The sequence below is a fragment of the Chlamydia sp. 04-14 genome (genome assembly GCF_036632095.1).
In the GTDB taxonomy this organism is placed as follows: Bacteria; Chlamydiota; Chlamydiia; order Chlamydiales; family Chlamydiaceae; genus Chlamydia.
This window is the reverse complement of sequence record NZ_JAPYKW010000001.1, coordinates 191868-203843: the sequence shown is the minus strand read 5'-3', so window position 1 is coordinate 203843 and position 11976 is coordinate 191868. Positions and strand designations below refer to the sequence as shown.

Genomic DNA, 11976 nt, shown 5'->3' with positions numbered 1-11976 from the left:
TTATTTATTTTTATGACGGTCTCTTCGGCGTCTTTTATTACGCTTATGCTTAGCGATTTTAAGTCTTCGTTTTTTCTTAACAGATGACATAGTCTTTTTTTATTGTTAGCGTATAAATATGAGTGTGTAATTCGATCTTTTCTCAATGAGAAAAGACCACCAATTAGAATAGCTAAATTTAAATTAGAACCATTCCTTCGGATACCTAAAGTTATTAGGTACACTGAGTTTCACTGTTTCGTTTTGCCCGCAGTCTCAACACACTAAGTAAACCTAGGATTGCGGTACTTGTTTTTTTCACAGGAAACAACAAGAGGAATGTTACTACAAAGATATTTTGTGGTCCACTAACGATTTTAATCGAGATTGTCTATAGCAATAGTATAGACTTTTTTTTGATAATATCTGGCGAGGATTTTTATAAAAAATTATCTAACCATTGAACTCAAAAGCTGCATAATTTCTGAATCTTGCAAGTTCTTTTTCAAAAACTAAAGGAACAGAGCCTATAGATCCGTGGCGGTTTTTAGCGACTATAAGTTCTGCAGTTCCAGGCTTGTCGTTTGGATCATAATATTCTCTACGCAATAGAAACATGACTAAGTCGGAATCTTGTTCTATACTCCCACTTTCTCTAAGATCACTCATCATGGGTCTATGATTGGCCCTATCTTCCACTTTCCTAGATAACTGTGATAAACAAAGAATAGGGATATTTAATTCTCTAGCCAAAGTTTTCAGCATTCTTGAAATTTCTGAAATTTCTGTTTGGCGGCTTTCCGCAGAACGTAATGTTCCTGAACCAGAAAGAAGTTGTAAATAATCGATAATCAGGAATTGAATATCGTAACTTTCTTTCATTCTTCTGGCTCTAGCTCTAAGATCGGTTACTTTTAATCCTGGTTGATCATCTATAAGTAAAGTATGTTGTTGCATTTCATTTACAACAGAAACAATACGTTGAAAGTCCTGACCTGATAAATCTCCCACATTAATTTTTCTAGATTCTACTTCAGATCGAGAACATATGATTCTATGAATTAGTTGATCTACGGTCATTTCTAAAGAGAAGATCCCTATAGGGAGCTGACTTTGAAAGCACATATTTTCTGCAATATTTAAAGCAAGAGCGGTTTTCCCCATAGCAGGTCGGGCTGCAAGAATCATTAAGTTGGATTGGGAGAAACCATTGATCATTTTATCTAAATCAATGAAATGCGTGGGAATACCTGAAATGGGTAAAGCATCACCACTTTGAGCATGTTGTTGGAAGAACTCTTGTTTTTCTTGTAATTGTATTAGAAAGGGTTTCTCTTGAGCAGAGACCAGACCTTGAAGTTTATCGGCAACGAGAACGTACTGTGTGAGGGAGGTTGCCTGGCTAATTTTAAATAAAGCATTTTGTGCTTCGTCTAAAGCAACGGCGACGTCTTTAGGTTCTTCAGTTGCTTTTTTCTCTATTTCCTTAGCTGTTTGGATCATTTTTCTTAAGATAGATTTAGAAAGAATGATCTGAATATATTCTTCAATATATGCTGCCGTTCCCGCAAAATCTGCTAAGGTAATTAAATAACCGGGCCCCCCAATTACCGTAAGGTGGTTTCTTCTTTTAAGTTCTTCTCCTGCAAGATGCACGTCTATGGGTTTATCGTGTTTAAAGGCGTCCTGGAGAACTCGGAAAATGATTTTATGTTCGAGATAGTAAAAATCATCTTCGTTAAGCTGGTTAGCTGCTAGATTAAGATAATTAACCCCCGTTAACATGCATCCGAGAACAATCATTTCTGATTCTTTAGAATTAGGCGGGCTTGGTAGTGCGGGAGCGGGAGTTTTTTCTGTTTGGGTCAACATAGTTTTTATGATGTGATCTAGATGCAGGAGTCATTAGAGATCAGGTTAGGATATCGAAAATATATGCTCAAGTCATAAAGGTTGGGAAAGTCAATAAAGTTTCTATTAAATATTCAGAAAAAACTCAGGGAATTGGGCGTAGAAATTACTAGATCACTAATATTGACTTACAATAGAATTGAATTCGCCTTTGTCTTAATTTTCTTCGCGTGGATTAAGAGACTGAATGACCTGGAGAACAGAGTCCTAAAAGTTAACTTGCTTTCATTGAAGATAGGAATTATTCTACTTTATTGAACAGGAAGGTAGTAAAAAGTTTTCTTCTCGGAAACTCTGATGCACCTTTAATAAGGAAAGATGACTGAGTGGTCGAAAGTACGTCCCTGCTAAGGACGCGTACCTCTAAAGGGTACCGAGGGTTCGAATCCCTCTCTTTCCGAATTTTCTAATAGAGTCCGTAATAAAGTTAATTAGTTGCTCTTTTTCTTTAAAAATTTTCTAAAATATCAAATAGGTATCAATATAAGGTAATCTAGTAAACAGTTGTTGGGGAGAGGAACTCTCTTCTTGCCTGTAGAGCTCGCTTATCCTATAATAAGCTCTTTTAGATTATATTAAGATTCCTTAAAAAGATCACGTTAGCCAAAACCATGAGACAATTTTGTAATTTACTTTCTCTATCACGTATATGGCTAGCCCTGTTCTTTTACCAAGAAAAGATCCACTTACGTCTGTTGGTGATTTTAGGCGCCATGGCCAGTGATGTTTTAGACGGTTATCTTGCCCGCCGTTACAAAGCGACTAGCCGTTTTGGTTCTATGTTGGATCCCCTTACTGATAAGTTCTTTGTTTTTGTTTGTGTGGCTATCCTGTATTGGGAAGGATCCTTATCCCCAGAGCATCTCTTACTTATCTTTGCTAGAGACATTTTCCTTGTGCTTTTCGCCATCTATCTCTCTATTGTTAGGGGATGGAAGGGCTACGATTATCGAGCTCTGTTCTTTGGAAAGATCTTTACAGTGGTTCAATTTATTATTTTACTTGGGGTTACTGCGGGTGTGCAAATCCCTGTAATTGGGTTAATGCCGTTAATTATTCTCGGATTTCTCTATTTCTTAGAGCGAGTGATAGATTACAAAAAACAGTGCCTCGATTAAAGGCGCTGGTAAATTTTTTATTTAAAAAAAGAGTGGAAGGATCTCACAGGAACAACTTGTATTTTAGGAAGTGTTTCGCTACAATAGTCCTTTACATTTGTCATAGTCTTTTAAAATATGCCTTGCCGTTTGCTCAGCAACAAGTATTATAGGAACTGTACGGGTTCAAAGTCTTTTAGGCATGATTTATCATCTGTTTACAAATCTTTATGCTCTATAATTTTGGGAAGGAGTTTATGCAGTCATCAGAGATGAAACCCTTTTCAAGACTGCGGGCGTACTTCTGCCCCATATATCGATCAGAATTCCCAAAATTTATTCCTCTTTTCTGGCTAGCCTTTTTCGTAGGATTTAATTATTGCCTCCTAAAAAGTATGAAAGATACTTTGGTGGTGGTAGGGTCTGATGCGGGTGCGGAAGTTATACCGTTCTTGAAAGTCTGGGGGATAGTTCCTGGAGCCGTTATCGTTACCATGATCTACGGTTGGTTAAGTAATCGGTGTCCTAGAGACACCGTTTTTTATTCCTTTATAGGTACTTTTCTCGGTTTCTTTTTCTTATTTGCCGTAGTAATTTACCCTATGGGGGATGCCTTACACTTGCATTCTTTTGCAGATAGGCTACAAGAATTGCTGCCACAGGGCTTACGTGGATTCATTGTAATGATTCGCTATTGGAGCTACAGTCTATACTATGTAATGTCCGAGCTCTGGAGTTCGGTAGTTCTGTCAACACTCTTTTGGGGGTTGGCTAACGAAGTAACTAGTGTAAGGGAAGCTGGAAGATTTTACGCCCTAATTAATACCGGATTAAATCTTTCTTCCGTATTTGCTGGTGAAATCTCCTATTGGATGGGTAAGCACTCGCTTTTTGTTTATCCCTTTGTTAAGGATAAATGGCACGAGGTTATGATGAACCTCACCATTTTAATCGTTTTAGCCGGATTGTGTATGATTTGGCTATATAGAAAAGTTCACTTCCTTACACAACATAGCTATAATTTCTCTACAGCGTTTTCCCCAGAATCTTCTTCTGAGAAATCACCTCAAGTTGAAGAAAGTGTGGCTAGTGTAAAAGCTAAGAAAAAGACGAAAACCAAGGCAAAAAGCCTTTTCCTTTACCTCATTCGTTCTCGGTATTTACTAGGCCTTGCCGTTATAGTTTTATCCTATAATCTTGTTATTCACTTGTTTGAAGTGGTTTGGAAAGATCAAGTTAGTCAGATTTATAGTTCCCATGTTGAGTTCAACAGCTATATGAGTAGGATCACTACTTTAATAGGAATTGTATCTGTCTGCGCAGCCCTTTTCCTTACCGGCCAAAGTATTCGCAAGTGGGGTTGGACGGTCGGCGCATTGACCACCCCGATTGTTATGTTGGTAACAGGTGTACTATTCTTTGGTGCCGTATTTGCTGTTAAGAGAGACATTATGATCTTTGGCGGCTTTTTCAATATGGCTCCTTTGGCCATAGCAGCTTGGATAGGCGGGATGCAAAATGTGTTTTCTCGCGCAGCTAAATTTACATTCTTTGATCAAACTAAAGAAATGGCATTTATTCCTTTACCCAATGACCAGAAGAACTTTGGTAAGGCTGCCATTGACGGTGTGGTATCTCGAATAGGGAAATCGGGAGGTTCCTTAGTATATCAAGGATTGTTGATTATTTTCTCATCTGTTGCTGCTAGTCTTAATGTGATAGCTGTGGTACTTCTTTTAATTATGGTAGTTTGGATAGCTGTTGTTGCTTTCATAGGAAGAGAGTACAACATAAAAGAAGCCGCTGCTGTTGCTGAAAGTTCGAAAACAGATCCAGTTGCACCCGAAGTGGCTGTCAACAGGACTACGGTAGAAAATTCCAGCAAAGAAGAAGTAGCTACGCTATAGTTTAAAGGGCTTCCCAGCCCTTTTATTCATATTTTTTTTGATCTTTAAGCCTTCCCTCACATACTTTATTTTATTTGTTTTATAAATTTTTGACGTTACGGGTATTTATGAAAACGTTTTGGCATTTTTTGTCTAAAGGCTTCCTATCGATTCTAGGTTTATCTCTCGGAGTAGTTCTTGCCTTCTTTGTTACTTTGATGTTAGTTGTTTCTACCTCTGGAATGAACGACTCTCAATTTGTGAATATGCCTGATGCTAAAGGTGAGGTAAAAGATCTGGGCAAAGAGGCGCCAATTATCGCCGTGTTAGAAATGAAGGATGTTATTTCCTCTAGCAAACACACAGCAAAAATTATTCAAGAGGCTATTACGGCATTAGATTCTACGCCTTATAAAGATAGGGTGCGGGGCATAATCATTGATATGGATTGTCCTGGAGGAGAGGTGTTTGAAATTGCCCGTATATACTCAACGATTCAGTTTTGGAAACAACGTACAAACTGCCCTGTTTATGTTTTTGTGAATGGTCTTTGTGCTTCTGGTGGCTATTATGTTGCATGCGCTGCCGATAAAATTTATTCCACACCTTCTTCTTTGATAGGTTCTGTAGGAGTGCTTTCTGGACCATATTTTAATGTAAAGGAAGGTTTATCTCGTTATGGGGTGCAAAGTGATTTACTTACAGCTGGAAAAGATAAAGCTCCTATGAATCCTTATACAGAATGGACAGCTAAAGATCGTGAAATTCGACAAGAAATAATTGATTATCTTTATGGTCAATTTGTTGATATCGTTGCAACGAATCGTCCATTATTGACTAAAGATAAGTTGATAGGTGTTTTAGGGGCGCGTTTATATTCTCCTCAGAAAGCCTTAGAAGAAGGCTACATCGATGTTGTAAATGTAACTAAACAACAAGTGCTTCAAGATTTAGTTGCTGATTGCAAAATTGAAAATAACTACCGTGTAATCGGTTTAGGAAGTGATGGTTGGCTGAAAAAAGTTATGTCATCAATAACTAATAGCCCGTTAATCACAGGAAAAATTCAACATGAGTTACTTCCTAATCTAGATAATTCCACAAGTACATTCTACTACTTGGAGTCATGATTCTAGTTAATTAGTAAGCGGAGAGAATCGGTGAGAAAGATCTTTATTTTAGATGCTTCAGGATTTGTTTTCAGAGCGTATTTTGCTCTCCCAGATATGAAAAATTCTTCTGGAGAAGGAACGCAGGCAGTTTTTGGCTTTATTCGTTCTATTAATAAATTAATCAAAGAATTCTCTCCAAATCATATGGTAGCCGTATTTGACGGACCAAACAATAAACAAAGTCGTAGAGAGATTTATGCTGATTATAAAAGTAATCGAGAACAGAAAGAAGAAAATCTCTACCAACAAATTCCTGTGGTTAAAGAATACTGCAGTCTACTTGGATTGACCTATCTAGAGGTGGAGGGAGTTGAGGCAGATGATGTTATAGCTAGTGCTACCAAGCAAGCCGTATTAGAAGGATATGAAGTTTGTATATGTACTGCGGACAAAGATTTACTCCAACTAGTCGCCCCTAATGTTATTGTTCTCAATCCATGGAAAGATCAACCAGAAATTGATGAAGATCGTGTTATAGATATTTATGGTATTCCTCCAACTAGAATACCAGATTATCTAGCCTTAGTTGGCGACACTTCTGATAATATTCCTGGAGTATCTGGTTGCGGACCTAAGAAAGCAACAGCCCTACTACAAAAGTATCATTCCGTAGAAGATATCTTAGAAAATCTTGATGAGTTAACAGGATCGACTCACAAGATGCTCTCAGAACAAAAAGATATTTTATTGTTAAGCAAAGATCTTGCTGTCTTAAACGATAAGATACCTCTTCCTATAGCAATAGATGAATTGAAGTTCCCTCTCCACGAAATGCGTCAGGAAGAATTGAATACTTTTTACATGCGGCAGGGCTTTAAAACCTTAGTTCAGCAAGTTGAAGAAGAATCCAACGTAGATGTTGTCGTAATCAATAATAGTAAAAAGTTGACATATGAGCTCTCTGATTTGCATGGAAAAAGTGTTGCTTTTTCTGTTGGATATAAGGGGAGTTTTCTTCCATCACTAACTTTAATGGGAGTGGCTTTAGCTTGTGATGACGCTGTTTATTACATTGATATAGAAAATGCTGTAGATGATGTTCTCACGCCATTAAAAGATTTCTTTAGAAGAGAAGATACTGAATTCTATGGTTACAACATAAAGAGAGATAATCACGCATTGAAAAATGCAGGCATCCATGTGAATCATATAGCCCTTGATTTAGCTCTGGCTGAACACTTGATTAATGGGGGAGCAAAAATCTCGTATCAAACGCTTCTTGTTGATCATGGATTAGTTAGCTCCGCAGGTAGATACGGAAAGGAATGGGGGCAGTTAAGTTTGCCTATATTAAAGTCTCCTGCAAATCCTGCTCAATATTTTGGAGAATTTGTTTCTCATTTGCCTAGAATAAAAAAATCTTTATTAGAAGAGTTGAAAATAAAAAAAGTAGAAGATCTATTTTTCAACATGGAAATGCCTTTAGAGAAGGTTCTTTTCACTATTGAAAGAAACGGAATGCCTTTAGATGTTGAAGATCTGCAAGAGCTAGAAAGGATTTTATCAGAAGAATTGGCAATTCTTACTGATGATATCTATACCCTAGCTGGAACCCCTTTTAATATTAAATCTCCTAAGCAGTTGTCAGATATTTTATATAATAAACTTGGCTTGACACCTATGGACAAAGCCCGTTCTACCAAAGCGGAAGTTTTGGAAGCTTTATCAGGGGAACATGAAATTATTGAGAAGATTTTAGCATTCAGGGCTGTTGAGAAATTGCTTTCTACTTATGTGAAAGCTCTTCCTAGACAAGTGGACCCCCGTACTTCTAGAATTCATCCTACATTTAATCAAATGGGAACAGTCACGGGTAGACTAGCTTGTCAGGATCCAAATCTACAAAACATTCCTATACGTTCTGAGCGAGGAAGATTATTAAGAAAGGCTTTCTGTGATACTCATCAGAATAATTATTTTTTATCTGCAGATTATTCTCAAATTGAGTTAAGATTTCTGGCACATTTGAGCCAAGATGAGTCGTTGAAGTTGGCCTTTGAGTCGCGAGAAGATGTACACACGTTTACCGCCTCTCAGGTATTTCATGTGCCGTTAGAAGAAGTTACCAAACAACAGCGCATGCAAGCAAAGACTGTAAATTTCGGTATTATCTATGGGCAACAAGCTTATGGATTGTCAAAGATTTTAAAAATCAGTGTTTCAGAAGCTCAAAAGTTAATAGATGCATACTTTGATCGTTATCCTGAAGTAGCTCGTTTTATTAATGAAACGGTGAGTCAGGCTTGTGAAAATTTACGAGTCAAGACACTGCTGGGCAGGGAAAGGATAATAGATAATTGGACAGAGTTTTCAAACTCTCGTGCAGCTTCAGGCCGTCTTGCTGTTAATACTCGCATACAAGGTAGCGCTGCTGAATTGATCAAGTTGGCAATGTTGCAACTTTTTGACGCGTTAGAAAAACGCAAATTGAAAAGCCGAATATTATTGCAGATACATGATGAGTTGATATTTGAAGTCCCTGAGGATGAAAAAGAAGAAATGCAAACTTTAGTGCGCGATATAATGGAATCTGCAATGATTTTATCTGTCCCATTAGTTGTGAATATCTTAATTGGAAAAAATTGGGCAGAATGTTAGAATTACTAAAAGTTTCTATTACAGGGGATCTCTCTTCAGGAAAGACTGAAGCATGTAGGGTTTTTCAAGATTTGGGTGCCTATGTAATTAGTGCTGATAAAGTTTCGCATAGTTTCCTTGTTCCTCACTCGCATATAGGTCGTCGCGTTATAGACCTTCTGGGATCAGAAGTTGTTATTGACAATGCATTCGATAGAAAAGTCATAGCAGAGAAAGTTTTTGATAATTCAGCTCTTCTTCAATCTTTAGAAGCTATTTTGCATCCTGAGGTTTGTAGAATTATTGAAGAGCAATATTATCAAGTCGCGAAGGAGCGAAAGCATCCTCTGTTCATTGCTGAGGTGCCTTTGTTATACGAAATACATTATGCGAAATGGTTTGATCGCGTCATTCTTATTACAGCAGATGAGAATATTCGTAGGGAAAGGTTTACCAAAAAAACTAATTGTTCTGATTTAAATTTTTATCAGAGATGTGCTCGATTTTCTTCTCATGAAGAGAAAATGATGCATGCCGATATTATTATAGAAAATAACGGCACTAAAGAAGAATTACGTCATAAAGTCGAAGAATATTTTTACGCTTTAAAGGGAGCATTATGAAAGAAGAACGTTCTTCAGAAGTCTTGCCAAAGGTGAAAGAGAATAAAAAACATACATGTCCTGTGTTGCAAGAGAAGTCTTTTGCAGGAGAATGTGCTGTAGTTGCGGATACGGTTGATGAAAATCAGAACGTAACTATTACAAAAATTGCCAAATTGCAAAGGATGGGAATTGAAGAGCTTAATGTGTTAGCTCGTCAATATGGAGTGAAGAACATCGGGTCTCTCACTAAATCTCAGGTAGTATTTGAGATAGTGAAAGCAAAATCTGAGCGTTCGGATGAGCTTTTGATTGGGGAAGGAGTTTTAGAAGTTCTCCCCGATGGATTTGGTTTTTTAAGATCTCCTACTTATAATTATCTCCCCTCCGCTGAAGATATTTATGTTTCCCCCGCTCAGATCCGTAGATTTGACTTAAAGAAGGGGGATACAATTATAGGTACGATACGTTCTCCAAAAGAGAAGGAAAAGTACTTTGCTTTATTAAAGGTAGATAAAATTAACGGATCTACTCCAGACAAAGCTAAGGAACGAGTTTTGTTTGAAAACCTCACTCCTCTGTATCCTAATGAAAGAATTGTTATGGAGATGGGGAAAGAGCACCTAGCTGAAAGGGTTTTAGATCTTACAGCTCCCATTGGGAAAGGTCAAAGAGGACTTATTGTAGCTCCTCCCCGTTCCGGGAAAACCGTCATTTTACAAAGCATAGCTCACGCTATTGCTGTCAATAATCCAGATATTGTTTTAATTGTTTTGCTCATTGATGAGCGTCCTGAAGAAGTTACTGACATGATTCGTCAGGTGCGTGGTGAAGTTGTTGCTTCTACGTTTGATGAGCAGCCTGAGAGACATATTCAAGTTGCGGAAATGGTTATAGAAAAGGCTCGACGTCTAGTTGAACACGGAAAGGATGTTGTTATCCTTCTCGATTCTATTACACGTTTAGCTCGAGCTTACAACACCGTACAGCCGCATTCTGGAAAAATTTTGACAGGTGGTGTAGACGCGAGTGCTTTACACAAACCAAAGAGATTTTTTGGAGCTGCCAGAAATATTGAAGGCGGGGGATCACTAACCATTCTGGCTACTGCCTTGATTGATACCGGATCTCGTATGGACGAAGTGATTTTTGAAGAGTTCAAGGGCACAGGAAATATGGAGCTTGTACTTGATCGTCGTCTGTCTGATCGAAGAACTTATCCTGCGATTGATCTCATTAAAAGCGGCACAAGAAAAGAAGAACTACTTTATCATCCTAGTGAATTAGAAAAGGTTTATCTCTTCCGTCAAGCAATTGCTGATCTTACAGCTATTGATGCGATGCATTTGCTGCTTGGTAGGTTAAAGAAAACAAATAGTAACGCAGAATTTTTACTTTCTTTGAAAGAATAGATTAAAAAATCTCGTTGTTTTTGTTTTTTGAAATATTCGAAATGATAGGTGAGAAACCTACGGTTTTAGTTGTAAGTCTGTAGACCTTGTCTTTCACTTATCCTTTTTCTAAATCATATCTACGATTTAACAGACTTTAGAATGATTGATCTTTGTATCAATTAAAATGTTCTATATCTTTTCCTCGTGTTGATGGGGAGTAGCTCTATCAACGCATTGAGAAGATGGAATAGGACATGTGAAAAGCACGTCTTGTTAGTTTTAGGATTATCATTTCCCGATAAGAATCTCGGGGAAAATAATTAAGGAGGTCTCTTTGTTAGTGAGATATTTTCCTTGAATTACTTTTTCTAAGATTTCCTGAGCTTCTCGATAACACATATTGAGTTTTGCAACTTGTAAAGTTGTTTCTGCAGGACTGTAGATTCCTAAGTATTCTTTTCTTTGAAAGATTGCCACAGTTAGGGGAGGCTGGTTAATTACCTCCAATTCCTTAGTTAGAGGAATACCAAAAAATAAACGGATAAGCATATTCTTATGCTTATATTAAGAGTTTTTGTATTTTGTCAAAAAACGATGAGGATACCAGATAATGATGAGCTTTGAAGAGGAGCAACTTCGTGATCATGCTGTGGTTAACCTATACCGCATAGGAGCAATAAGATTTGGTGATTTTAATTTATCAGATGGTCAGAAAACTCCTATTTATGTCGACATGCGTTTGGTTATCTCCTGTCCCGATGTTTTACAAACCATAGCTTCGTTAATTTGGCGTTTACGCCCTTCTTTCAATAGTAGTCTATTATGTGGTGTTCCCTATACCGCTCTTGCATTAGCTACATGTATATCACTAAAATACAACATCTCTATGGTATTGAGGAGGAAAGAATTAAAACATCCAAATCAAGAAGATAGAATCAAAGTCGAAGGTCTTTTTTCTCCAGGACAGACATGCTTAGTAATTAACGATGTTATCGCGTCAGGACGTTCGATTTTAGATACTGCTAAGGCTTTAGAAGATGAGGGTTTAAATATTCGAGAATCCTTAGTATTTTTAGACAGACAAGTTGGTGGAGAAGATGCCTTAAAAGAGGCGGGAATTAAGTTAAGATCCGTGTTTACTCTGGAAGAACTTATCAGATCTTTGCTTTCTAAATGCCAATTGAAAGATACAGATGCAGCTATAGCGACCACGCTTATAGAAACTTTTCAATAATTATTCATTTTTATTCTATTTAATAACAAAAACTTGGTTTTTATAATTAAATTAATCTAATTTAATTCTAGTTAGTTTGTGTAGCCTTTTTATTTGATTCTAATTTAAAATTGGGATTACAGAA

At 37.3% G+C, this 11976-nt stretch carries 10 protein-coding genes and 1 tRNA gene; 8 read left to right on the top strand and 3 right to left on the bottom strand.

Annotation, left to right across the window (positions count from 1 at the left end; genetic code table 11):
• The gene (locus O6937_RS05355; RefSeq protein WP_072667724.1) at window positions 1-90 is read right to left on the bottom strand and encodes an AURKAIP1/COX24 domain-containing protein; all 90 of its coding nucleotides are present in this window, start codon (window positions 88-90) and stop codon (window positions 1-3) included.
• A gap of 342 nt (window positions 91-432) precedes the next feature.
• Entirely contained in the window at window positions 433-1851 is a 1419-nt protein-coding gene (dnaB, locus tag O6937_RS00835; protein ID WP_332389823.1) for a replicative DNA helicase, read from the bottom strand.
• 351 nt (window positions 1852-2202) lie between these two features.
• Here dnaB and O6937_RS00830 point away from each other — a divergent pair.
• The 7 genes from O6937_RS00830 to rho all read left to right on the top strand — a co-directional run bounded on the left by O6937_RS00830 (window position 2203) and on the right by rho (window position 10636).
• A tRNA-Ser gene (locus O6937_RS00830) sits at window positions 2203-2290 on the top strand.
• 211 nt (window positions 2291-2501) lie between these two features.
• Window positions 2502-3008, top strand: coding sequence for a CDP-alcohol phosphatidyltransferase family protein (locus O6937_RS00825; protein WP_332389822.1), 507 nt, complete (start codon window positions 2502-2504; stop codon window positions 3006-3008).
• Between the two features lie 236 nt (window positions 3009-3244).
• Window positions 3245-4894 (top strand): NTP/H+ exchange transporter Npt2, encoded by a 1650-nt coding sequence (gene npt2, locus O6937_RS00820; RefSeq protein WP_332389821.1) that lies wholly within the window; start codon window positions 3245-3247, stop codon window positions 4892-4894.
• A gap of 107 nt (window positions 4895-5001) precedes the next feature.
• Window positions 5002-6003, top strand: coding sequence for a S49 family peptidase (locus O6937_RS00815; protein WP_332389820.1), 1002 nt, complete (start codon window positions 5002-5004; stop codon window positions 6001-6003).
• A 30-nt stretch (window positions 6004-6033) separates the two neighbouring features.
• On the top strand, window positions 6034-8643 hold the full coding sequence (gene polA / locus O6937_RS00810) for a DNA polymerase I (protein WP_332389819.1): 2610 nt from the start codon (window positions 6034-6036) through the stop codon (window positions 8641-8643).
• A complete protein-coding gene (coaE, locus tag O6937_RS00805) occupies window positions 8637-9245 on the top strand; it encodes a dephospho-CoA kinase (protein WP_213240192.1) in 609 nt (202 codons plus the stop codon). The genes polA and coaE overlap by 7 nt, the downstream gene beginning before the upstream one ends.
• A 164-nt stretch (window positions 9246-9409) precedes the next feature.
• Window positions 9410-10636, top strand: a complete 1227-nt coding sequence (gene rho / locus O6937_RS00800; RefSeq protein ID WP_020345855.1) for a transcription termination factor Rho — start codon at window positions 9410-9412, stop codon at window positions 10634-10636.
• A 270-nt stretch (window positions 10637-10906) separates the two neighbouring features.
• Here rho and O6937_RS00795 read toward each other — a convergent pair whose 3' ends face one another.
• Complete coding sequence (locus tag O6937_RS00795; RefSeq protein WP_332389818.1) at window positions 10907-11167, bottom strand: hypothetical protein; 261 nt, start codon at window positions 11165-11167, stop codon at window positions 10907-10909.
• Window positions 11168-11228: 61 nt separating this feature from the next.
• On the opposite strand from O6937_RS00795, the gene O6937_RS00790 reads away from it, so the two are divergent.
• Window positions 11229-11852, top strand: a complete 624-nt coding sequence (locus O6937_RS00790) for an orotate phosphoribosyltransferase (protein ID WP_332389817.1) — start codon at window positions 11229-11231, stop codon at window positions 11850-11852.
• The last annotated feature ends 124 nt before the right edge of the window (window positions 11853-11976 follow it).

What these genes read in the sequence shown, in the direction of transcription:
- O6937_RS00815 (WP_332389820.1), top strand. Translation starts at nt 5,002, where the DNA reads ATGAAAACGTTTTGGCATTTTTTGTCTAAAGGCTTCCTATCGATTCTA.
- O6937_RS00825 (WP_332389822.1), top strand. Translation starts at nt 2,502, where the DNA reads ATGAGACAATTTTGTAATTTACTTTCTCTATCACGTATATGGCTAGCC.
- dnaB (WP_332389823.1), bottom strand. Translation starts at nt 1,851, where the DNA reads ATGTTGACCCAAACAGAAAAAACTCCCGCTCCCGCACTACCAAGCCCG.
- coaE (WP_213240192.1), top strand. Translation starts at nt 8,637, where the DNA reads ATGTTAGAATTACTAAAAGTTTCTATTACAGGGGATCTCTCTTCAGGA.
- O6937_RS05355 (WP_072667724.1), bottom strand. Translation starts at nt 90, where the DNA reads ATGTCATCTGTTAAGAAAAAACGAAGACTTAAAATCGCTAAGCATAAG.
- rho (WP_020345855.1), top strand. Translation starts at nt 9,410, where the DNA reads ATGGGAATTGAAGAGCTTAATGTGTTAGCTCGTCAATATGGAGTGAAG.
- npt2 (WP_332389821.1), top strand. Translation starts at nt 3,245, where the DNA reads ATGCAGTCATCAGAGATGAAACCCTTTTCAAGACTGCGGGCGTACTTC.
- O6937_RS00790 (WP_332389817.1), top strand. Translation starts at nt 11,229, where the DNA reads ATGATGAGCTTTGAAGAGGAGCAACTTCGTGATCATGCTGTGGTTAAC.
- O6937_RS00795 (WP_332389818.1), bottom strand. Translation starts at nt 11,167, where the DNA reads ATGCTTATCCGTTTATTTTTTGGTATTCCTCTAACTAAGGAATTGGAG.